16 protein-coding genes and 1 riboswitch are annotated in these 23401 nt (G+C 44.9%); of the genes, 15 read left to right on the forward strand and 1 reads right to left on the reverse strand.

Translation table 11 applies throughout. The annotated features are described in order from the left end of the window. The first annotated feature begins 9 nt into the window (after window positions 1–9). From ABHC48_RS14085 to ABHC48_RS14100, 4 genes are read left to right on the forward strand one after another with little or no spacing between them, the layout of a single operon-like run. A complete protein-coding gene (locus tag ABHC48_RS14085) occupies window positions 10–4521 on the forward strand; it encodes a PolC-type DNA polymerase III (protein WP_195699916.1) in 4512 nt (1503 codons plus the stop codon). Window positions 4522–4542: 21 nt separating this feature from the next. Continuing rightward, window positions 4543–6519: a fructose-1,6-bisphosphatase gene (locus tag ABHC48_RS14090; RefSeq protein WP_334285706.1), complete on the forward strand. Its 1977-nt coding sequence runs from the start codon at window positions 4543–4545 to the stop codon at window positions 6517–6519. A 15-nt stretch (window positions 6520–6534) separates the two neighbouring features. Then, complete coding sequence (locus tag ABHC48_RS14095; protein ID WP_148462780.1) at window positions 6535–7950, forward strand: amidophosphoribosyltransferase; 1416 nt, start codon at window positions 6535–6537, stop codon at window positions 7948–7950. A 37-nt stretch (window positions 7951–7987) separates the two neighbouring features. Beyond that, the gene (locus ABHC48_RS14100) at window positions 7988–8923 is read left to right on the forward strand and encodes a YARHG domain-containing protein (RefSeq protein ID WP_272067042.1); all 936 of its coding nucleotides are present in this window, start codon (window positions 7988–7990) and stop codon (window positions 8921–8923) included. Between the two features lie 122 nt (window positions 8924–9045). Here ABHC48_RS14100 and ABHC48_RS14105 read toward each other — a convergent pair whose 3' ends face one another. Beyond that, window positions 9046–9258, reverse strand: a complete 213-nt coding sequence (locus tag ABHC48_RS14105; protein ID WP_118579180.1) for a helix-turn-helix transcriptional regulator — start codon at window positions 9256–9258, stop codon at window positions 9046–9048. A gap of 204 nt (window positions 9259–9462) precedes the next feature. Here ABHC48_RS14105 and ABHC48_RS14110 point away from each other — a divergent pair, with 204 nt between their 5' ends. The 11 genes from ABHC48_RS14110 to ABHC48_RS14160 all read left to right on the forward strand — a co-directional run bounded on the left by ABHC48_RS14110 (window position 9463) and on the right by ABHC48_RS14160 (window position 23319). Further along, window positions 9463–11058 (forward strand): YifB family Mg chelatase-like AAA ATPase, encoded by a 1596-nt coding sequence (locus ABHC48_RS14110; protein ID WP_330656130.1) that lies wholly within the window; start codon window positions 9463–9465, stop codon window positions 11056–11058. A 42-nt stretch (window positions 11059–11100) separates the two neighbouring features. Beyond that, window positions 11101–11985 carry a DNA-processing protein DprA gene (dprA, locus tag ABHC48_RS14115; RefSeq protein WP_118579174.1) on the forward strand — a complete coding sequence of 295 codons (885 nt, stop codon included), beginning with the start codon at window positions 11101–11103 and terminating at the stop codon, window positions 11983–11985. Window positions 11986–12027: 42 nt separating this feature from the next. Further along, window positions 12028–14106, forward strand: a complete 2079-nt coding sequence (gene topA, locus ABHC48_RS14120) for a type I DNA topoisomerase (protein ID WP_195699914.1) — start codon at window positions 12028–12030, stop codon at window positions 14104–14106. 354 nt (window positions 14107–14460) lie between these two features. Further along, entirely contained in the window at window positions 14461–15246 is a 786-nt protein-coding gene (codY, locus tag ABHC48_RS14125) for a GTP-sensing pleiotropic transcriptional regulator CodY (protein ID WP_118579172.1), read from the forward strand. Window positions 15247–15672: 426 nt separating this feature from the next. Next, window positions 15673–15957 (forward strand): co-chaperone GroES, encoded by a 285-nt coding sequence (groES, locus tag ABHC48_RS14130; RefSeq protein WP_118579169.1) that lies wholly within the window; start codon window positions 15673–15675, stop codon window positions 15955–15957. A 44-nt stretch (window positions 15958–16001) separates the two neighbouring features. Beyond that, entirely contained in the window at window positions 16002–17624 is a 1623-nt protein-coding gene (gene groL, locus ABHC48_RS14135) for a chaperonin GroEL (RefSeq protein ID WP_195699913.1), read from the forward strand. 395 nt (window positions 17625–18019) lie between these two features. Continuing rightward, window positions 18020–18526, forward strand: coding sequence for a DUF6106 family protein (locus ABHC48_RS14140; RefSeq protein ID WP_118579163.1), 507 nt, complete (start codon window positions 18020–18022; stop codon window positions 18524–18526). Between the two features lie 81 nt (window positions 18527–18607). After that, window positions 18608–20065: an IMP dehydrogenase gene (guaB, locus tag ABHC48_RS14145; RefSeq protein ID WP_118579160.1), complete on the forward strand. Its 1458-nt coding sequence runs from the start codon at window positions 18608–18610 to the stop codon at window positions 20063–20065. After that, on the forward strand, window positions 20065–20838 hold the full coding sequence (locus ABHC48_RS14150; RefSeq protein WP_173716436.1) for a peptidoglycan recognition family protein: 774 nt from the start codon (window positions 20065–20067) through the stop codon (window positions 20836–20838). The genes guaB and ABHC48_RS14150 overlap by 1 nt, the downstream gene beginning before the upstream one ends. Before the next feature lie 280 nt (window positions 20839–21118). Then, window positions 21119–21201: riboswitch (ZMP/ZTP riboswitch) on the forward strand. A 113-nt stretch (window positions 21202–21314) separates the two neighbouring features. Next, on the forward strand, window positions 21315–22028 hold the full coding sequence (locus ABHC48_RS14155) for an IMP cyclohydrolase (protein WP_148462774.1): 714 nt from the start codon (window positions 21315–21317) through the stop codon (window positions 22026–22028). A 106-nt stretch (window positions 22029–22134) separates the two neighbouring features. After that, complete coding sequence (locus ABHC48_RS14160) at window positions 22135–23319, forward strand: phosphoribosylaminoimidazolecarboxamide formyltransferase (protein WP_118579151.1); 1185 nt, start codon at window positions 22135–22137, stop codon at window positions 23317–23319. Window positions 23320–23401: the final 82 nt, after the last annotated feature.

Here is a 23401-nt window from a genome sequence, read left to right on the forward strand (position 1 = left end):
ATTCTATAAATGGAAAAAGAATTTTTTGACGTATTTCCAAATTTAAAGTTGAAACAGGAGTTAAGTGAACTTCTGGAAGAGGTGATCGTCACCAAGGTTGCCTGCAACTCTGCTAAAACCTGTGTCCGGATTTACCTGAAAAGCGACCGCTGGATCCACAAAAAGCATATTTTCAGCCTGGAAGAGCAGATTCAGAGACAGTGCTTTCCAGGTCTTGAAGTGAGTGTGAAAGTAATTGAGAAGTTCCATCTGTCCAGACAATACACGCCAAAGAATTTCCTGGATACCTACCGCTCCAGCATGGAACTGGAGCTTCGCAATTACAACATGCTGGAATACAATCTGTTCAAGCAGGCACAGATCACATTTCCAGAAGATGACTGCCTGAATATGGTACTTCCGGATTCTGTGATTTCCAGACAGAAAAGTGAGATACTTATTGAATATCTTCACAAAGTATTCTGCGAGCGTTGTGGAATGGACCTGAAAGTTTCTCTGGATTATGTGCAGACGGAGGAGAGCAGGTACCGCAAAAATGCAGCTATCCAGATCCGTCAGGAAGTAGCTAATGTGCTGAAGCATGCCAGACTTTCCACAGAAGAAGAGAGCGCAGCACCAGCTCCTGCAGCTGAGGAAAAAACAGGAAAAGAGGCCGCAGCCGGCAAGACAGCCGCTGCCAGGCCGGAGAAAAAAGCAGAGGCAGCCAGTGAAAAGAAGCCTTTCGAGAAAAAGCCATTCGAAAAGAAAGGCAAATGGGGCGATTTCCGTGGTGGCTTCCGCAAGGATCCAAATCCGGATGTTATTTATGGAAGGGATTTTGAGGACGAGCCTATTCCATTGGAAAATATTGTGCAGGAAATGGGAGAGGTTATCATCCGCTGCCAGGTTATGGATGTGGAAGCGAGAGAAATCCGAAATGAGAAGACCATACTGATTTTCCCGGTTACGGACTTCACAGATTCCATCACAGTAAAAATGTTCCTGCGCAATGAGCAGGTGCCGGAGATCAAAGAGCATGTGAAAAAAGGTGCCTTCCTGAAAATCAAAGGCGTTACTTCTATTGACCGTTTCGATGGTGAGCTTACCATAGGCTCCATCTCCGGAATTAAGAAAATCTCCGATTTCCGCAGCTCCAGAGTGGACACCAGCCCTCAGAAGCGTGTGGAACTTCACTGTCATACGAAAATGAGCGATATGGATGGTGTAACCGAGGCAAAAGCGCTGGTAAAACGTGCCTACGAGTGGGGGCATCCTGCCATTGCCATCACAGATCATGGTGTGGTGCAGGCTTTCCCGGAGGCAAACCATTGCTTTGATGCGTGGGGAGGCTGCGTGCCAAAGGATTCTGATTTTAAGGTGCTTTACGGTATGGAGGCCTATCTGGTAGACGACTTAAAGGGTATGGTCACCAACCCGAAAAAACAGTCCCTGGACGGCAGATTCGTGGTTTTCGACATTGAGACCACAGGATTTTCCCCCCTTACCTGTAAGATCATTGAAATTGGTGCTGTATTGGTGGAAAATGGAAAGATCACAGATCGTTTTTCCACATTTGTTAATCCTCAGGTTCCAATTCCATTTCGAATTGAGCAGCTGACCAGTATTAATGACAGCATGGTTATGAATGCCCGTCCAATTGAAGAAATTTTACCGGAATTCCTGAAATTTTGTGAAGGAACTACAATGGTAGCCCACAACGCAGATTTCGATATGAGTTTTATTATAGAGAATTGTAACCGCATGGGCATCCCAAATGATTTCACCTATGTGGATACGGTAGGTATGGCACGATTCCTGCTGCCTGCGCTGAACCGTTTTAAGCTGGATACCGTTGCCAAGGCAGTTGGCGTTTCCCTAGATCATCACCATCGTGCAGTTGATGACGCAGAGTGTACGGCCCGTATTTTCGAGAAATTCGTGGGAATGTGCAGGGAAAGAGATATTACGGATGTAGACAAGCTGAATGAGCAGGGAAAGGTTTCCCCGGACACCATTAAGAAACTGCCTACTTACCATGCCGTTATTTTCATGCGGAATGAGACCGGCCGTATCAATCTGTACAAGCTGGTAAGCCAGTCCCATATCAAGTACTTTAACCACAGACCCCGTGTGCCAAAGAGCGTGTTTGAGGCACATCGGGAGGGACTTCTTATTGGAAGTGCCTGCGAGGCTGGTGAGCTTTACCAGGCTCTTTTGCGCAATGCACCGGAGCAGGAAATCGCAAGGCTGGTAAGCTTTTATGATTATCTGGAAATCCAGCCCCTTGGGAACAATATGTTCATGGTGGAGGATGAAAAGAATGATACGATTCATTCGAAAGAGGATCTGATTGAGATCAACAAAAAAATTGTAAAGCTTGGTGAACAGTTTAACAAGCCGGTTGTTGCTACCTGTGACGTTCACTTTATGGATCCCCAGGATGAAATCTACCGTCGTATTATCATGGCTGGAAGCGGCTTCAAGGATGCCGACAATCAGGCACCTCTTTATCTTCGCACTACTGAGGAAATGCTGGAGGAGTTTTCCTATCTGGGAAGCGAGAAGGCAGAGGAAGTGGTAATTACAAATACAGTGAAGATTGCGGATATGATAGAGAAAATGTCACCGATCCATCCGGATAAATATCCGCCGGTTATTGAGAATTCTGACCAGGACTTAAAGGATATGTGCTTCCAGAAAGCCCATGAAATGTACGGTGAAGTGCTTCCCAAGATCGTAGAAGACCGTCTGGACAAAGAGCTGAATTCCATTATTTCTAATGGATATGCGGTGATGTATATTATTGCCCAGAAGCTGGTGTGGAAGTCCAATGCAGATGGTTATCTGGTGGGCTCCCGAGGGTCTGTAGGTTCTTCCCTGGCGGCTACCATGTCTGGTATTACAGAGGTAAATCCTCTGCCTCCCCATTATCTGTGCCCCAATCCGGAGTGTAAGTACAGTGACTTTGATTCTCCGGAGATCAAGGCCTTTTCCGGTATGGCGGGATGCGATATGCCAGACAGGATCTGTCCAAAGTGCGGCACCAGGATGACCAAACAGGGCTTTGACATTCCCTTTGAGACCTTCCTTGGATTCAAAGGAGATAAGGAGCCTGATATTGACCTGAACTTCTCAGGAGAGTATCAGTCCAATGCCCATCATTATACAGAGGTTATATTCGGAAAAGGTCAGACCTTCAAGGCGGGAACCATCGGTACCCTTGCGGATAAAACCGCATTCGGATATGTAAAGAACTATTTTGAAGAGCGGGGACAGCACAAGCGTTCTTGCGAGATCAACCGTATTGTACAGGGGTGTACCGGTATCCGGCGAAGCACCGGACAGCATCCTGGCGGAATTATTGTACTCCCAATGGGAGAGGAAATAGAGAAATTTACCCCGGTCCAGTACCCGGCGAACGATTCCAGCAGTGGATTTATCACCACCCATTTTGACTACCATTCCATTGATGGAAACCTGCTGAAGCTGGATATTCTGGGACACGATGATCCCACCATGATCCGTACCCTTGAGGATATGACAGACCTGAATGCAAGAGAGGTTCCTCTTGATGACAAGGCGGTTATGTCACTTTTTGCCAGTACAGAAGCTCTTGGAATTGATCCGAAGGATATCGGCGGCTGCAAGCTTGGCTGTCTGGGAATTCCAGAATTTGGTACTGATTTCGCCATGCAGATGCTTGTGGATACCAAGCCGAAATATTTTTCTGATCTGGTCCGTATTGCCGGACTTTCCCACGGTACGGATGTATGGCTGGGAAATGCGCAGACACTGATCGAAGAGGGAAAAGCTACTATTTCCACGGCAATCTGTACCCGAGATGATATTATGATCTACCTGATCGGTCAGGGTGTGGAAAGTGGTCTTGCCTTTACTATTATGGAGAGCGTCCGTAAAGGAAAAGGCCTTCGGGATGAGTGGATCACCACCATGAAAGAACACGGCGTTCCGGACTGGTATATCTGGTCCTGCAAAAAAATCAAATATATGTTCCCGAAAGCCCATGCGGCAGCTTACGTTATGATGGCATACAGAATCGCCTGGTTCAAGGTATTCCAGCCGCTGGCTTATTACGGTGCATATTTCAGTATCCGTGCCACAGCTTTTTCCTATGAACTGATGTGTATGGGAAAAGAAAAGCTGGAGTTTTATATGGCAGAGATACGCAAGAAAGGGGACGCTGCATCCAAAAAAGAGCAGGATACCCTGAAAGATATGCGTATTGTCCAGGAAATGTATGCAAGAGGTTATGATTTTATGCCCATTGATATTTACCGGGCGAAGGCACATCGTTTCCAGATCATAGAAGGAAAACTGATGCCGTCCATTGATTCTATAGAGGGTCTTGGAGATAAGGCGGCAGATGCTGTAGTGGATGCTGCTGTACAGGGAAGATTTCTTTCCAAGGATGATTTCCGTGACAGGACCAAGGTCAGCAAGACCGTAATTGATCTGATGGATAAACTTGGATTATTTGGAGATATTCCACAATCCAACCAGATTTCATTGTTTGATTTCTAACGCTGGTTAAATAAGAGTAATATGAATTTAGGAGGTTCCATGAAAACAGAAGAACTGCGCTACCTACAACGTCTGGCGGAGCTCTACCCCACCATCGGGAAGGCTTCTACAGAGATCATCAACCTTCAGTCCATTCTCAATCTTCCAAAAGGCACCGAGCATTTTCTTTCCGATATCCATGGAGAGTACGAGGCTTTTTCCCATGTGCTTCGAAACGGCTCGGGAGCTGTGCGAAAGAAGATAGATGATGTATTTGGACATACCTTAAGCAACAGTGACAAGCGTTCCCTGGCAACTCTCGTGTATTACCCGAAGGAAAAAATTGCCTATGTGAAGAAAAAAGAGTCTGATATGCAGAACTGGTACAAGATCACCCTGTACCGTCTTATTGAAGTGTGCAAGACAACTGCCTCCAAATATACCAGATCCAAGGTTCGTAAGGCATTGCCTTCGGATTATGCATATGTGATCGAAGAGCTGATCACGGAGAAAGCAGAAGTTCTGGATAAAGAGGCTTATTACGATTCCATTGTGGATACCATTATAGATATCGGCAGGGCAGAGAACTTCATTATCGCTCTTGCTGAACTGATCCAGAGACTGGTTGTAGACCACCTTCATGTGCTTGGAGATATATATGACAGAGGTCCCGGTCCTCATTTTATTATGGACAGACTGATGGATTATCATTCTCTGGATATTCAGTGGGGAAACCATGATGTGGTATGGATGGGCGCCGCTGTAGGACAGGCTGCCTGTATGGCCACAGTGATCCGTAACAGTATCCGTTACGGCAATCTGGATATTCTGGAGGATGGTTATGGAATCAATATGATGCCTCTTGCTGCTTTTGCCATGGAGGTTTACGGGGATGATCCCTGCCAGGTATTTGAAGTACATGGCAATCCTTCCAATTACAATGCTCTTGAGAAAGAGCTGAGCAGGAAAATGCACAAAGCCATTTCCATTATCCAGTTTAAGCTGGAAGGGGTACTGGCGAAAGAACATCCGGATTTTCATATGGAGAATCGATGCGTTCTGGAGGGGATTGATCCGGAGAAGGGCACTGTGCAGCTGCCGGATGGAAGTATGCATAATCTTCTGGACACCCATTTTCCAACCATTGACTGGGAACATCCTTATGAGCTGACAGATGGGGAAAAAGAAGTAGTGGAGCGCCTGAACTCAGCATTTCGAAACTGCGAGAAGCTTCAGAACCACATGCAGCTGCTTCTGGATAAAGGCGGCCTTTATAAGACCTATAACGGGAACCTTCTTTTCCATGGAAGTATTCCGCTGAACGAAGATGGAACTCTGAAAGAGGTTGAGATTTACGGTGAGACTTGTAAAGGCAAGGCACTTTATGATAAACTGGAAGCCTACGTAAGAAAAGCTTTTTTTACCGTAGATGAGAAGGAGAAGAAAGCAAGCCAGGATATTCTGTGGTATATCTGGGCCGGGCCTAATTCTCCCCTTTATGGAAAAGATAAAATGACTACCTTCGAGCGTTATTTTATCGCAGATAAAGAGACACACAAAGAGAAAAAGAATGCCTACTATCACCTCTGGGAAAAAGAAGAGGTAGTAAATCGTATGCTGGAAGAATTCGGGCTGGATCCGGATGAGGGGCATATTATCAATGGTCACGTGCCTGTTCATCAGCTGGAGGGAGAGAATCCGGTGAAATGTGATGGCAAGGTGATCGTAATTGACGGTGGTTTTTGTGAGGCATACCGGAATGTGACCGGTATTGCCGGATATACTCTTGTTTACAGTTCCTATGGTCTGAGCCTGACTGCCCATGAGCCTTTTACTTCGGCGGAAGATGCAGTGGAAACAGAGAGGGACATTGTGTCCAACCGTGTGGCTGTCCGCTATAATCCAAGGCGTGCCCTTGTGGGAGATACGGATAACGGTAAGGCACTGAAAGAACGAATTCAGGAGCTGAAACAGCTTTTGGATGCCTACAGAAAAGGCGTTATAAAGGAGAAAAAATAAGGAGACTAAGGAAAAATGGGTGGAATTTTTGGTGTTGCGTCAAAGTCTGATTGTGTAATGGATCTTTTTTTTGGAATTGATTATCACTCCCATCTGGGTACAAGAAGGGGCGGAATGACCGTTTATAGCAGGAGCAGTGGATTTAACCGCGTGATCCATAATATTGAGAACTCACCGTTCCGTACCAAATTTGACAAAGATGTGGCAGAGATGGAAGGCAATCTTGGAATAGGCTGTATTTCTGACAATGAACCGCAGCCTCTTCTGGTGCGTTCCCATCTGGGAAATTTTGCAATTACAACAGTAGGCAAGATCAATAATATAGAAGCTTTGGTAGAGAAATGCTTCAAAGACGGGCATACCCATTTTCTGGAGATGAGCGGTGGCAGTGTGAATCCTACAGAGGTGACTGCAGCGCTGATCAATCAGAAGGACAGTATTGTTGAGGGAATCCGCTATGCACAGGAGATGATCGAGGGCTCTATGACCCTTCTTCTTATGACAGGGGAGGGCATTTACGCAGCACGCGACCGTTATGGAAGAACTCCTCTTGTAATCGGCAAGAAGGAAGATGCATGCTGTGCTTCTTTTGAAAGTCATGCCTACATTAATCTTGGCTATGAAGACCTGAAAGAGCTGGGACCTGGAGAGATTGATTTTATTACCCCGGAGGGAGCCCAGGTTCTGCAGAAGCCAGGAGACAAGATGCGAATCTGTTCTTTCCTCTGGGTATATTATGGATATCCAACCTCCACTTATGAGGGGGTAAATGTAGAGGAAATGCGTTACAAATGCGGCGATATTCTGGCAGGAAGAGATGCCGGAGAAGTGAATCCGGATCTGGTTGCAGGAGTACCGGATTCCGGTATTGCACATGCCATCGGCTATGCTAACCGCTCTGGTGTGCCGTTTGCCCGTCCGTTTATTAAATATACGCCCACATGGCCAAGATCTTTTATGCCGACTCAGCAGAGCCAGCGAAATCTTATCGCCAGAATGAAACTGATCCCAGTACATAAACTGATCAAAGATAAAAGCCTCCTTATGATTGACGACTCTATCGTAAGAGGTACCCAGCTTCGTGAGACAACAGAATTCCTCTATAACAATGGTGCTAAGGAGGTTCATATCAGACCTGCCTGCCCGCCGCTTTTATATGGATGTAAGTACCTGAATTTCTCACGCTCTAAGTCAGAGATGGATCTGATCACAAGAAGGATCATTGCGAAACGTGAAGGGGACAATGTATCAGACCGGATTTTGCAGGATTATGCAAATCCGGATTCTACAAACTACAAAGAAATGCTGGAAGAAATCCGCAAGGAACTGAATTTTACATCCCTGAAATATCATCGTCTGGATGATCTGAAGAAGTCAATTGATATTGAACCGTGCAAGCTTTGCACTTATTGCTGGAACGGACAGGAATAAACAGGAATAAACAGGAATAAACAGGAGGTGACTGCCTGTGAAAAAGCACAACAAAGATGTACTAAAAGCAACGCTGTTTGCTCTGATCGCCATATTTATCATGATTGGAGCAGCGGGGCTTCTGTTTGCCGAACATAAGAAAAAGATTCAGAAGGAGCAGCAGAAGAAGGCTGCCATTGAGGCTCTGGAAAGGGTGCCCACAGTGACACCGACTCCAGCGGCTACAGCTACGCCCACACCGGAGCCTACAGCCACAGTGACACCGACTCCTGTGATTACCAGAGCACCGGCGTTCATGGTAAATGATTATATGGGAACCTGGTACAGCAAGGATGGAATGGTGACACTGTCTATAGACGACCTTACCCTGAAGTCTGTTACTTTTACTTTTTCTCAGGCTGGTGACAATGCCGGCACTAAGGTTTCGGAAGCTTCGGATACTGCAAAAGTGGCTGGAAATGCAGCAAAGCTTTCCTTTACAGATTCCTGGGGAAACCAGGTGCGTGGAAATATGACCTTTGATCAGGGCAAACTTTATCTGCGCCTTAATACAGCTTCCGCTGCAGAGGGTGCCGGGGTGACACCAAAGGTAGATGGGGTCCTTACAAGGGAGAAAGCCGCTTCTGTGACACAGGCACCTTCAGTGACTCCGGCTGATAATACAGATAAAACGGATCTCTCTTCCAGGGATTATATATTCCCGGACAGCAACAGCCGATACCTTACAGATGAGGATTTGTCAGGCTATTCATCTGACCAGCTGGAACTGGCGAAAAATGAGATTTATGCCCGACATGGCAGGAAATTTGTGACACAGAGAATTGCGGATTATTTTAACAGTAAATCCTGGTATAAGGGAACTGTGGAGCCGGAGACCTTTGATGCAGATACTTCTGTGTTTAATGAATATGAAGTCGCAAATATTCAGAAAATTGCAGATACGGAAGGAAAGCTTCGAAGTGAGGGAAAGTAACGGATATATGAAAAGTACTTTACGGAATGTTACGGGTGAATGGTAATAACTTTATTTATGGTATACAAAATGAGGGGGAAATCGCATCCCCCTCATTTTGTATCTGCTGTGTACCTTTACAATTACGGCATTTTTTTATTATCAGTACGCCCAACCAGATAGTCAATGCTGGTTTCATAATAATTTGCAAGGCGGATCAGCATTTCGATTGGAATGTTCCTGGAGCCAGTTTCGTAGTGGGAGTAGGAACGCTGGCTGATGTGAAGGATATCACTGATCTGCTTCTGGGACAGATCAGCGTCTGTCCGAAGGTCTTGAATTCTCTGAAATTTCATAGGTTCACCTCTTTTTCTTCTGTAGAGTCTGCAGGGACCAAATGTAACGAACAACGAAAACCGTCTGTCCCCGAATCCTTTCAGAAAGTATAAATCAGAACGAAATGCACTATTGCAATTCAGAGCAAAATGGGCTATAATGAATTTTATATATCTTTTAATCATATCTTTTTAACTTTTATTCTTTTTTATTCCAGAGATACATTGAAATGGCAGAGCAGATTCGTATATGGGGAAGGACTGTATCTGCAGAAAGGGATAAGATTGTTTGCAAGTGTTTTATCAGCGGCGATTTCCGGAATGGAAGTCTGCCCGGTTCAGGTGGAAGCTGATGTAAGCAGCGGTCTGCCTTGTTTTACCATGGTTGGATTTCCCAGCACCCAGGTGAAAGAAGCACAGGACAGAGTGCGCACAGCGTTAAAAAATAATGGGATCAGTCTGCCGCCTAAGAAGGTGACGGTGAATCTGGCACCTGCTGATCTGCGAAAAGAAGGGGCCGGTTTTGACCTGCCCGTGGCAGCAGCAGTGCTGGCAGCATCGGGATTTATAGAACCACAGCTTCTTCGGAATGTAATGGTGGTTGGCGAACTCAGTCTGAATGGGGAGGTAAGGAGTGTATCCGGAGTGCTGCCAAGAGTGATCCGGGCAAGGGAACTGGGATGCCGGTATTGTATCATTCCGTTTGAAAATCTGGCAGAAGGAGCTCTGGTGAAGGATATGAAAGTGGTCGGAGTCCAAAATATAAAAGAAGTTTTGAAGCTTGTCTCAGATCCGGATGCATTTGGAAAAGAAAATCCGTTTTCAGAGGAAAATTCAGAAGAGAATCAGGCAGAAGAGAATCTGTTGGATTTCGGGGAAATCTGTGGTCAGGAGAGTGCCAGAAGAGCTGCTGAGATTGCAGTCAGCGGATTTCACAACATCCTGTTTATCGGCCCTCCGGGCACTGGGAAGACCATGCTTGCCAAAAGAATACCTACGATCATGCCCTCTCTTACTTTTGAAGAAAGCCTGGAGCTTACAAAAATCTACAGCATTGCAGGACTTTTAAGTTCAAAGAGACCATTAATTAAGGCAAGACCCTTTCGAAGTCCGCATCATACCAGTTCGTCTGCAGCTCTGGCTGGAGGCGGAAGGATCCCGGGTCCCGGTGAAGTGACCCTGGCTCACAGAGGCGTTCTGTTTCTGGATGAAATGCCGGAATTTGCAAGAGGCAGCCTGGAAGTGCTGCGACAGCCCCTGGAGGACAAGCAGATCCAGCTGTCAAGGGCAAGTGGAACGTACGTGTTTCCGGCGGGATTTATTCTGGTAGCAGCCATGAACCCTTGTCCCTGCGGCTATTATCCGGATATGAATAAATGCAGGTGCACACCTGGCGAGGTGAGTCATTATCTTCATAAGCTGAGCCAGCCCCTTCTGGAGCGGATCGATCTATGTGCAGATGTGCCGCCTGTTAATTTTTCCCAGATCTCAGGAGAAAAGTCAGGAGAAAGTTCTGCCCTTATCCGGAAAAGAGTGGAAAAAGCCAGAAGAATACAGCAGAAACGCTACCAGAATGAGAAAATCTGTTTCAACGGAGAACTGTCCGGGAAGCAGATCCGGAAATACTGTGTGCTGACAGAGAATGCCTTTCAGGTGGCAAAAAATGCTTTTGAGCTTATGGAACTCAGTGCAAGATCCTATCACCGGATTCTGAAGGTTTCACGCACCATTGCGGATATGGAAGGAGAGGAACTGATACACACAAGACATGTTGCAGAAGCCCTTACTTACAAAGCATTTGATAAGAAGTACAGAAGCTGAATGAATTTATTCATAAAACCGCACGCAGGGAGGTATTTTAGTATGGAAGCAATGCAGAAAATCAAATGTTTAACTATAGAGGATTCCAATTTTCCAGATCGTTTGAGAAAACTTTCCGGAATGCCAAAAAAACTGTACTACATCGGAAACCTGCCAGATCCGAAGAAGCCTGCTGCAGCAGTGGTAGGTGCCCGCATGTGCAGTCCTTATGGCAGATGTCAGGCATTTAAATATGCAAGGACCATGGCAAGCTACGGTGTGCAGATCATCAGTGGAATGGCAAGAGGGATTGATGCAGAGGGGCATAAAGGTGCACTGGATACGGACACTCCTACTTTTGCAGTGCTGGGAAGCGGAGTGGACGTGTGTTATCCCAATTCCAACAGATGGCTTTATCAGCGGATCCTGGAAAAAGGCGGCGGGATCATCAGCGAGCTTCCCCCGGGCTCTCCGCCTGTGAACTGGGCTTTTCCGGCAAGAAACCGGATCATCAGCGGACTTTCCGATGCTGTTCTTGTGGTAGAAGCCAAGGAACAGAGCGGTTCCCTGATCACTGCAAACTTTGCCCTGGAACATGGACACAGTGTTTATGCCCTTCCGGGAGCTGTGACAGAGGAACTGAGCAGAGGCTGCAACAAGCTGATTTTCGATGGTGCAGGAATCGCTTACAGCCCGGAAATCATGCTTATGGAATGGGGAATCGAGGCAAAAAACAGACCTCAAAATGTGGAAAAAAAGAAGTTGGGGCTTGCGCCGGATTTGGATTTGGTGTATAGTGGTCTCGATTTACGACCTGAAAATCTGGATAATTTAATACGAAAAACCGGTTTTTCAGCATCAAAAGTCTGTGCTCTTCTGACAGAACTTCAGCTAATGGGGCTTGTGGGAGAGACAGGCAGACAATACTACAGAATATCAGGGGGATAATTTGTAGTGTATGTAGACTGAATACAAAGTAGGAGAGGTAGTATGGCTAAATATCTGGTGATAGTTGAGTCACCTGCAAAAGTAAAGACAATAAAGAAATTTCTTGGGGCAAATTATGAGGTAGAGGCATCTAACGGACATGTCCGTGATTTTCCCAAGAGTCAGTTTGGAATAGATGTGGAGAATGATTTTGAGCCGAAATATATAACCATCCGCGGCAAGGGGGAATTGCTTGCCAAACTTCGCAAGGCAGCCAAAAAAGCTGATAAGATTTATCTTGCCACTGACCCTGACCGTGAAGGAGAAGCAATTTCCTGGCACTTGATGCAGGCTCTGAAAGAAAATCCGGATAAAATGCACCGAATCACTTTCAACGAGATCACAAAGACTGCTGTAAAGGATTCCCTGAAGCATGCACGAGGTCTGAATATGAATCTTGTAGATGCACAGCAGGCGAGAAGAATGCTGGACCGTATGGTGGGGTATACCATCAGCCCGCTTCTCTGGGCGAAAGTAAAGAGAGGCTTAAGTGCTGGCCGTGTGCAGTCTGTTGCACTTCGCATCATCTGTGACAGGGAGGAGGAGATTAATTCTTTTATCCCGGAAGAATACTGGAGCCTGAATGGTGAATTCCTTGTGGATGGCGAAAAAAAGCCTCTGGAGGCTAAATTCTACGGAACAGACAAGAAGATGGATATCCACAATAAAGCTGAGATGGACGAGATTCTTAAGGCTCTTAAGAACGAAGAATTTGAGATCTCTGAGGTGAAAAAAGGCGAGAGAATTAAGAATGCTCCGCTTCCTTTTACTACCAGTACCCTTCAGCAAGAGGCATCCAAAACACTGAATTTTTCCACCCAGAAGACTATGCGTCTGGCACAGCAGCTTTATGAGGGCGTTGACATCAAGGGCAACGGTACTGTAGGTGTGATCACATACCTTCGTACTGATTCTGTACGTATTTCTGATGAGGCAGATGCGGCAGCAAGAAGCTACATCGGCAGCCAGTATGGAGAAGAATATGTGTCAGAAACTGCCAAGACAGTGAAGAAGGGACAGAAGATCCAGGATGCTCATGAGGCTATCCGCCCAACTGATATCAGCCGTACACCTGTACAGATAAAAGAATCCCTTACACGAGATCAGTTCCGTTTGTATCAGCTGATCTGGAAGCGTTTTGCGGCCAGCCGTATGGCTCCTGCAAAGTATGAGACTACCTCTGTAAAAGTGGCTGGTGGAGATTATACGTTCACTGTGTCCGCCTCCAAGGTGGCATTTGACGGCTTCCTTTCGGTATATATGCAGGAAGAGGATATGAAGAAGGGAAATGTGTTAAGCCAGAGCCTGAGCAAAGGCATGAAGCTGAAACTGAAAGAGTTAAAGCCGGAACAGCATTTTACCCAGCCGCCGGCACATTATACAGAGGCGTCCCTGGTAAAGACCATGGAGGAACTTGGAATCGGCCGTCCGAGTACTTATGCGCCGACCATCACCACCATTATCAGCCGCCGTTATGTTTCCAAGGAGCAGCGTAACCTTTATGTGACAGAGCTGGGCGAGGTGGTAAACAGTATTATGAAACAGGCGTTCCCAAGCATTGTGGACGTGAATTTCACGGCTACCATGGAGGGACTTCTGGACTGTGTGGAGAATGGTACTGTACAGTGGAAGACAGTAGTCCGGAACTTCTATCCGGATCTGAAACATGATGTGGATGCTGCCCAGGAAGAGCTGGAGAAAGTAGACATCCATGATGAAGAGACCGATGTGATCTGTGATAACTGTGGTCGTCATATGGTGATTAAATATGGTCCTCACGGACGTTTCCTTGCATGCCCGGGATTTCCGGAATGCCGCAATACCAAGCCTTACTATGAAAAGATTGGTGTAGCCTGCCCGAAGTGTGGTAAGGAAGTGGTGCTTAAGAAGACGAAGAAAGGCCGTAAGTATTACGGCTGTGAAGATAATCCGGAATGTGACTTTATGTCATGGCAGAAGCCATCGGATAAGAAATGTCCGGTGTGCGGAAGCTACATGGTGGAAAAAGGAAATAAACTGGTGTGCAGCCAGGAAACCTGCGGCTATGTAGAAGCCAGGCCGAAGGATGAAAAAGAAAATTAAGGTTGCTGTGAAGCTCGCGAACAGTAACAAATTAAGAAGTTTTCGGGAAAGATCCCCTGCAAGGCAGATGTATTATGTTTTGCAGGGGATTTTTTAAATAAAAGCTCTATTACTTCCATTGTTTGATGAATAGTTTCAAAAACGTGATATTTTCAGAAAAGCTAAACAAAATTGAAAAATAGTAAAAAATAGCTTGTAAATAGTTTGAAAAACGTGTAGTATTAGAATAACAGGTAAAGTCAGAGCATGCCTGAAAAATGCTTTCTGCAAAATCTCCTGCAAAGTGGAGCGTACAGATTGCGGGAGTGGGTTTTCAAACAGGCTCTCATGTAACAAAAGCGAAGGGAGGACAAAATGAGCGTTCAGTTACTTGATAAAACAAGAAAAATCAATAAACTTCTCCATAACAGCAGTTCCAGTAAGGTGGTTTTTAATGATATCTGCCAGGTCCTGATGGATACTTTAAGTTCTAATATCCTGGTTCTCAGCAAGAAAGGCAAGGTGCTTGGTGTAAGCTTTTGCCCGGGAGTTGAGGAAATCCAGGAGCTGATAGCTGATGAGGTGGGCGGTCATGTTGACCCTCTGCTGAATGAGCGTTTTTTAGGGGTATTATCTACCAAAGAGAACGTGAATCTTCAGACACTTGGCTTTGAGCATGTTTCCAGCAGCTATCAGGGAATCATCAATCCTATTGATATTGCAGGAGAACGTCTTGGAACGGTGTTTATGTACCGCAAGGATCGTCCATATGATATTGAGGATATTATTGTCAGTGAATACGGCACTACAGTTGTAGGTCTTGAGATGATGCGGGCTGTACATGAAGAGAATGCTGAGGAAGACCGAAAGAAACAGGTTGTAAAATCTGCTTTTAACACACTTTCTTTCTCTGAACTGGAAGCTATCATCCACATTTTTGATGAGCTTGACGGAGATGAGGGAATTCTTGTTGCCAGCAAGATTGCAGACAGAGTAGGTATTACCAGATCAGTAATCGTAAATGCACTCCGCAAGTTCGAGAGCGCAGGCGTTATTGAGTCCCGGTCATCCGGTATGAAGGGAACCTATATCAAGGTTCTCAATGAAGTGATCTTTGATGAATTAGAAGAGATTAAGGCCCAGAGAAATAAAAAGGCCTGAGTGAATTCAATAAATAATAAACAAGTGTACAGAAGAACTGTTTTCCTTTGAACGTGTTTGAAAAAGGCTTTCTGCAAATTGTGAGGTGCAGATTGCGGGAATGATTTTTCAAACACGCTCTGGAGGGCAGTTCTTTTTTGTGTATAACAGGAAACTTCGTTGGAATTCATGATTTCACAAAAAAACTTTACCAGGCAGTCTTCAGAAGCTTCGAAATAGAAAAAAATTCAGAAAATTTTTAAAGTGAGAAAACAAGAGAAAAAAAGAGCATAAAAGAGAATAAAAAAGAATATACTTAAAAATACAACTATGAAAAGAGTTGCACAAATAACGATAATTCAATAATATAATGGACAGTGATTAGCACTCGGCAATAATGAGTGCTAGCAAGGAAAAGAAAAGCAATTCTAAAGGAGGACATAGATCATGAAATTAGTTCCATTAGGCGACAGAGTTGTATTAAAACAGTTAGAAGCAGAAGAGACAACAAAATCCGGTATCGTTCTTCCAGGACAGGCACAGGAGAAACCACAGCAGGCAGAAGTAATCGCAGTAGGACCTGGCGGAGTTGTTGACGGCAAAGAAGTGAAAATGGAAGTTACTGTAGGCGACAAGGTTATCTATTCCAAATATTCAGGAACAGAGGTTAAGCTTGACGGTGAAGAGTATATCATTGTAAAACAGAGCGATATTCTTGCAATTGTGAAATAAGACATAACCTTATAAATAACTTGAAATCAGGAGGATGATTCATTATGGCAAAAGAGATTAAATATGGCGCAGAAGCCAGAACAGCATTAGAGGCTGGTGTAAATAAACTTGCTGATACCGTAAGAGTAACACTTGGACCGAAAGGAAGAAACGTAGTACTTGATAAACAGTTCGGTGCTCCGCTTATCACAAACGATGGTGTTACAATCGCAAAAGAGATCGAGCTTGAGGATGCTTTCGAGAACATGGGAGCTCAGCTGATCAAGGAAGTTGCATCCAAGACAAACGATGTAGCTGGTGACGGTACTACAACTGCTACTGTACTTGCCCAGGCAATGGTTCATGAAGGAATGAAGAATCTGGCAGCAGGTGCTAACCCGATCGTTATGAGACGCGGTATGAAGAAAGCTACAGATGCTGCTGTAGAAGCAATCAAGAACATGAGCCAGAAAGTAAGCGGAAAGAAACAGATCGCAAACGTTGCATCTATTTCCGCCGGAGATAAAGAAGTCGGAGAGCTTGTTGCAAATGCAATGGAAAAAGTTTCCAACGACGGTGTTATTACTGTAGAAGAGTCCAAGACCATGCACACAGAGCTTGACCTTGTAGAAGGTATGCAGTTTGACCGTGGATATATTTCCGCATACATGTCCACTGATATGGAGAAGATGGAAGCAAACCTTGAGGATCCATATATTCTGATCACAGACAAGAAAATCTCCAACATTCAGGAAGTTCTTCCGCTGCTGGAGCAGATCGTACAGGCTGGAGCAAAACTTCTTATCATCGCTGAGGATGTTGAGGGTGAGGCTCTTACCACTCTGATCGTAAACAAATTAAGAGGAACCTTCCAGGTAGTAGCTGTAAAAGCTCCTGGCTATGGTGACAGAAGAAAAGAAATGCTTCAGGATATCGCAATTCTGACAGGTGGTACTGTAATTTCTGACGAGGTAGGTCTTGAACTGAAAGATGCTACAATGGCTCAGTTAGGACGTGCAAAATCTGTTAAAGTTGCAAAAGAGAATACTGTTATTGTCGATGGTATGGGAGATAAAGAAGCAATTGCCAATCGTGTTGCCCAGATCCGTGCTCAGATTGAGGAGACAAAATCTGATTTCGACAGAGAGAAGCTTCAGGAAAGACTTGCAAAACTTGCTGGTGGTGTAGCAGTGGTTCGTGTTGGTGCAGCTACTGAGACTGAGATGAAAGAAGCAAAACTTCGTATGGAAGATGCTCTTGCAGCTACCAGAGCAGCTGTTGAAGAAGGAATCATTGCAGGAGGCGGTTCTGCATATATCCACGCTTCCAAAGAGGTTGCAAAACTTGCAGCAGGTCTTGAGGGAGATGAGAAGACTGGTGCAAACATCATCCTGAAAGCACTGGAAGCTCCGCTGTTCCGTATTGCTGCTAATGCAGGTCTTGAAGGTGCAGTTATCATCAACAAAGTAAGAGAGTCTGAGCCAGGTGTTGGTTTTGATGCTCTGAACGACAAATATGTAAACATGGTAGACGAGGGAATCCTTGATCCTGCAAAGGTTACAAGAAGTGCTCTTCAGAACGCAACAAGTGTTGCTTCTACTCTGCTTACAACTGAGTCTGTTGTTGCAAATATCAAAGAAGATACTCCGGCAATGCCAGCTGGCGGTCAGGGTATGGGAATGATGTAATTTCCGGCAGCGGAAAACAGAACGGAAAATCCATGAAAGGATTTTTGAAGGTATAATTCAGAACTCATAAGGGTCGGTGTCAAAGACGCTGGCCCTTTTGCATTCAATAAAAGTCATTTTTTACAGTAACTGTGTACTGTTACTGTTCACTGGTAACGTTCCGCGAGGCGTTTTTTGTGAACAAAGTTCACAGAAAACCCGAGAATTGCGGCGCGAAATCATGCGAATGCATGATTTCTGTGCATCGCGAAGCGCGTTACTGTGAACGGAGTGAACAGTAACTGTGTACTGGCAATATTCCGCGTTTTATCAGGAACGATGTTCACAGGAAAACTTTTGTGTGTTATACTTAAAACAACATGCCGGCTGGCAAAAAAACAAAGGAGAATTGTAATATGAGCGATTTGTATTCTGAGCTGCTTGTAAAAAAAGAGCGGACCGCAAAGGACAGGCTGGTAAAAGGCAGTATCATTGCACTGATCGTGCTTCTGGTACTCGCAGGTCTGTTTATCATGCCCCTGCTTCTGATCGCGGCAATTGTGCTGGGAGTCTGTGCCTATCTTTTTATCTTTCCAGGCACTGATCTGGAATTTGAGTACCTGTTTGTAAACGGAGAACTTGACATTGACAAGATCATGGCAAAGTCCAAGAGAAAAAGAGTAAAAAGCCTGAACATCACAGAATGTGATATTATGGCACCTCTTAACTCACATAGAATGGACTATTACAACAGCAACCAGAAGCTGAAAGTACAGGATTTTTCCTCCGGAAATCCGGAACATAAGCGTTTTGCAATTGTCTGCCGCGATGGCGCAGATACCTGCAAAGTAATTATCGAGCCAGATGAAATATTGGCAAAAACCATGAGAAATACTGCTCCGAGCAAAGTATTTTTAGATTAATTTACTAGATTGACACACTTTTAGTTTTTTGCTACACTAATCTACAAACCAAAGACACAATAAGACAAGGGAGGAAAAGCAATGGGTACTATCATTGGTGAAGGCATTACTTTCGACGACGTCCTTTTAGTTCCGGCGTACTCCAAAGTAATCCCGAATCAAGTTGACGTTTCAACTTACCTTACAAAGAAGATTAAACTGAACATTCCCATGATGAGTGCAGGAATGGACACCGTTACTGAGTACAATATGGCGATTGCCATGGCACGTCAGGGAGGTATCGGTATCATTCACAAGAACATGTCTATCGAGGCGCAGGCAGAAGAGGTGGACAAGGTTAAGCGTTCTGAGAATGGTGTTATCACAGATCCATTTTTCTTATCTCCGGAACATACATTGAAGGATGCCAATGACTTAATGGCGAAATTCCGTATTTCCGGTGTCCCGATCACAGAAGGCAAGAAGCTGGTAGGTATTATTACCAACCGTGATCTGAAGTTTGAGACAGATTTTAGCAAGAAGATCAAAGAGTCCATGACATCTGAGGGACTGATCACAGCCAAAGAAGGTATTACACTGGAAGAGGCGAAAGAGATCCTTGCGAAATCCCGTAAAGAGAAATTACCCATTGTAGATGATGATTTTAACTTAAAAGGACTTATCACCATCAAGGATATTGAGAAACAGATCAAATATCCTCTGGCTGCCAAAGATGAACAGGGACGTCTTCTCTGTGGGGCTGCTGTTGGTATTACCGCCAACGTGCTTGCCCGTGTAGACGCACTTGTGAAGGCAAATGTTGATGTCATCGTTGTTGATTCTGCTCATGGTCATTCTGAGAATATCCTCCGTGCTGTACGAGAGATCAAGGCTGCATATCCGGAGCTGCAGGTTATCGCAGGAAACGTTGCCACAGGAGCCGCTACTAAGGCTCTGATCGATGCTGGTGTAGATGCAGTTAAGGTCGGAATCGGACCTGGTTCTATCTGTACCACCCGTGTAGTTGCTGGTATTGGTGTACCGCAGATCACAGCAGTCATGGATTGCTATGAGGTTGCCAAGAGATATGGTATTCCGATTATTGCAGACGGTGGTATCAAGTATTCAGGCGATGTTACCAAGGCAATCGCAGCTGGTGCAAACGTTTGTATGATGGGAAGCATGTTCGCCGGATGCGATGAGAGCCCGGGAACTTTCGAGTTATATCAGGGAAGAAAATATAAAGTATACCGTGGAATGGGATCCATTGCAGCTATGGAGAATGGCAGCAAGGACCGTTACTTCCAGGAGAATGCCAAGAAGCTTGTTCCGGAAGGTGTGGAAGGACGTGTTGCATACAAGGGACACCTTGAGGACACTGTATTCCAGCTGATCGGAGGACTTCGCTCCGGTATGGGATACTGTGGAGCTGAGAATATTGAAGCACTGAAACAGAATGGTAAATTCGTGAAGATTTCTGCTGCTTCCCTGAAAGAGTCTCACCCACATGACATTCACATTACAAAAGAAGCACCGAACTACAGTGTGGATGACAAATAATGAAAAGAAAATCTGCAAGGCCGTCTTTTTCAAGGCGGCCTTCTTTTAACAAAAGAGAAAAAACAGATAAGGGCGGCAGAATCCGTCAGAGAAATCAGCGTCTGGCATTACTGGTGCTTCTTTTGCTTCTGGTTGTGACAGGAGTGGTTATTCTGATGGTAAGGAAAGGACAGAAGCAGGAGGAAAGTGCAGAGACATTCCAGGAAACGAATGATCATACGAATTATGGACCGGAAGAATGGATGTCCCAGGGTGCTCCCTACATAGATGTACAATTATTGACTCCAAATGAGTATTCCAGGCCTCAGCTGCCCCTGAATGGAGCTGATTACATAGCGATCCATTATACAGCCAATCCCGGTGCCACAGCCCAGAATAACAGGGATTATTTTGAGAATCTTTCCATTTCTCATGAGGCGAAAGTAAGCAGCCATTTTGTAGTAGGACTGGAGGGTGAAGTGATCCAGTGTATTCCTACCTCGGAGATGTCTTATGCGACTAACTCAAGGAATGTGGACAGTATTTCCATTGAGTGCTGTCATAAAGATGATACCGGCGTTTTTGAACAGGAAACTTATGATTCTGTGGTAAAGCTGGCTGCATGGCTGTGCGCCCGATTTGGGCTGACCTCAGAGCAGGTGATCCGGCATTATGATGTGACAGGCAAGGAATGCCCCAAGTATTATGTGGATCATCCGGATGCCTGGGAGCAGATGAAGGCGGATATCAGTGCACAGATCACAATAGATCAGGGCTTGATGGGGATTTCCTGAGAAAAAAGTACGGACTATATCCATAAATTTGCTTATGCAGGCATTGCGACCAGTAACCACAAAAAGTTACTGGTCATTGGTAACGTTCCGCGAGGTGTTTTTTGTGAACAAAGTTCACAGAAAACCCGAGAATCTCAGCGCGAAATCATGCGAATGCATGATTTCTGTGCATCGCGAAGCGTGTTACTGGTCACTCCGTGACCAGTAACCACAAAAAAATTGTACATAAAAGAAAAAGATTTCCCATCTTGAAATAACGAAAAAAATATTGTAGTATAAAAAAGAACTGCATGACTGGCGGATCGTGGGAATACCCACAGGGAGTGCAGTAATATCATTGTGTCGACCGCCTGGGCAGCCTGGAAGAGAGGCTTCCCAGGCGTTTTTTTATACACGCAGTCAACATTTACACGATTGATGAAAATCTGGTGGCTGCGGTAATATACTCATGTAAATTTCGAAAGGAGAACATCTGCATGGAAATGATAGCATTGGACAAAGAACTGAAGGAAAATTCTTACCCGGGACGAGGAATCATCATTGGCCGCAGCGCTGATGGAACGAAGGCAGTTACTGCTTACTTTATTATGGGAAGAAGTGAAAACAGCCGCAACCGTGTATTTGTGGAGGATGGCGAGGGAATCCGCACACAGGCATTTGACCCTTCCAAACTGGTAGATCCAAGCCTGATCATTTATGCACCTGTCCGCGTACTTGGAAATAAAACAATCGTGACAAATGGTGACCAGACAGACACTATTTACGAAGGAATGGATCATCAGCTCACTTTCGAGCAGTCTTTACGTTCCAGAGAGTTTGAGCCAGATGCACCAAACTATACACCACGTATTTCCGGAATTATGCATGTGGAGAACGGCTCTTACAGTTATGCAATGTCCATTTTGAAAAGCAATAATGGAGATCCTTCCTCCTGCAACCGTTACACTTTTGCATATCAGAATGCAAAGGCCGGTGAGGGACATTTTATCCATACTTATAAATGTGATGGAAACCCGCTGCCAAGCTTTGAGGGTGAGCCGAAGCTTGTTCAGATTCCGGATAACATGGATGAGTTTGCAGATATGTTGTGGGAGAGCCTGAATGAAGACAATAAGGTTTCACTTTTTGTGAGATACATTGATATCGAGACTGGTAAATATGAATCAAAAATTATCAACAAGAATCACTGAAAATAAAGCTTTCCGTTTTGGGTAAATTATATTCACAAAACGGAATGCCTCACGGAATAGTACCTACTGAATCGTTACCTTAAAAGATAAAATGGAGGAGATAACCATGAAAGAGTTAGAATTAAAATACGGCTGTAACCCAAATCAGAAACCATCTAAAATATACATGGAAGATGGAAGTGAACTGCCAATTAAAGTACTTTCCGGAAAACCTGGATATATTAATTTTCTGGATGCCTTTAACGGCTGGCAGCTGGTGCGTGATCTGAAAAAGGCAACCGGACTTCCCGCAGCTACTTCATTTAAACATGTTTCCCCGGCAGGTGCTTCCATTGGTCTTCCGCTCACAGAGACGCTTGCAAAAATCTACTGGGTAGAGGATATGGACTGGCAGAATTTTTCGCCGCTTGCCTGTGCATATGCCCGTGCAAGAGGCGCAGACAGAATGTCTTCCTTCGGTGATTTTATTTCCCTTTCTGATGTATGTGACAAAGACACAGCACTTCTGATCAAGAGAGAAGTTTCCGACGGTGTGATCGCTCCTGGTTATACAGAGGAGGCACTTGAGGTTCTGAAACAGAAGAAAAAAGGCAACTACAATGTAATTCAGATCGATCCGGAATATGTACCGGCTCCATTAGAGCATAAGCAGGTGTTCGGCGTTACTTTTGAGCAGGGAAGACAGGAGCTTGCAATTGATGATGAGTTGATTTCCAACATCGTAACTGAGAATAAAGAATTATCTGAGGAAGCAAAGCGTGATATGAAAGTTTCCCTGATCATTCTGAAATACACCCAGTCCAATTCCGTATGCTATGTAAAAGACGGACAGGCAATCGGAGTTGGTGCAGGACAGCAGTCAAGAGTTCACTGTACACGTCTTGCAGGACAGAAAGCAGATAACTGGTTCCTTCGCCAAAGCCAGAAAGTATTGAATCTTCCATTTAAGGAAAGTATTTCAAGAGCTGAGCGCGACAATGCTATTGATGTTTACATTGGCGATGAGTATATGGATGTTCTGGCGGATGGAAACTGGGAAAAGACATTCACAGAGAAACCTGCAGTTTTCACAAAGGAAGAGAAGAGAGCATGGCTGGATCAGATGACAGATGTAACATTAGGATCTGATGCGTTCTTTCCATTCAGCGACAATATTGAGCGAGCTTACAAAAGTGGCGTGAAATATATTGCACAGCCAGGCGGTTCTGTGAGAGATGCAGACGTAATCGATACCTGCAATAAATACAATATAGCAATGGCATTTACCGGAATTAGATTATTCCATCACTAAATCGTGGCTGAAAAATCATTCCTGCAATTGAGACGCACATCTTGCGGAAAGTTTTTTTTACATGTTTTAAGAAAAAATATTG

It is taken from the genome of Ruminococcus sp. 1001136sp1 (assembly GCF_039841815.1).
In the GTDB taxonomy this organism is placed as follows: domain Bacteria; phylum Bacillota; class Clostridia; order Lachnospirales; family Lachnospiraceae; genus Blautia_A; species Blautia_A faecis.

Excerpts from the sequence above, each read along its gene's own strand:
- ABHC48_RS14105 (WP_118579180.1), bottom strand. The coding sequence starts at position 9,258 with ATGAAATTTCAGAGAATTCAAGACCTTCGGACAGACGCTGATCTGTCC.
- dprA (WP_118579174.1), top strand. The coding sequence starts at position 11,101 with ATGGAAGCAATGCAGAAAATCAAATGTTTAACTATAGAGGATTCCAAT.
- codY (WP_118579172.1), top strand. The coding sequence starts at position 14,461 with ATGAGCGTTCAGTTACTTGATAAAACAAGAAAAATCAATAAACTTCTC.
- groES (WP_118579169.1), top strand. The coding sequence starts at position 15,673 with ATGAAATTAGTTCCATTAGGCGACAGAGTTGTATTAAAACAGTTAGAA.
- guaB (WP_118579160.1), top strand. The coding sequence starts at position 18,608 with ATGGGTACTATCATTGGTGAAGGCATTACTTTCGACGACGTCCTTTTA.
- ABHC48_RS14150 (WP_173716436.1), top strand. The coding sequence starts at position 20,065 with ATGAAAAGAAAATCTGCAAGGCCGTCTTTTTCAAGGCGGCCTTCTTTT.
- ABHC48_RS14090 (WP_334285706.1), top strand. The coding sequence starts at position 4,543 with ATGAATTTAGGAGGTTCCATGAAAACAGAAGAACTGCGCTACCTACAA.
- ABHC48_RS14085 (WP_195699916.1), top strand. The coding sequence starts at position 10 with ATGGAAAAAGAATTTTTTGACGTATTTCCAAATTTAAAGTTGAAACAG.
- ABHC48_RS14140 (WP_118579163.1), top strand. The coding sequence starts at position 18,020 with ATGAGCGATTTGTATTCTGAGCTGCTTGTAAAAAAAGAGCGGACCGCA.
- ABHC48_RS14155 (WP_148462774.1), top strand. The coding sequence starts at position 21,315 with ATGGAAATGATAGCATTGGACAAAGAACTGAAGGAAAATTCTTACCCG.
- topA (WP_195699914.1), top strand. The coding sequence starts at position 12,028 with ATGGCTAAATATCTGGTGATAGTTGAGTCACCTGCAAAAGTAAAGACA.
- ABHC48_RS14160 (WP_118579151.1), top strand. The coding sequence starts at position 22,135 with ATGAAAGAGTTAGAATTAAAATACGGCTGTAACCCAAATCAGAAACCA.
- groL (WP_195699913.1), top strand. The coding sequence starts at position 16,002 with ATGGCAAAAGAGATTAAATATGGCGCAGAAGCCAGAACAGCATTAGAG.
- ABHC48_RS14095 (WP_148462780.1), top strand. The coding sequence starts at position 6,535 with ATGGGTGGAATTTTTGGTGTTGCGTCAAAGTCTGATTGTGTAATGGAT.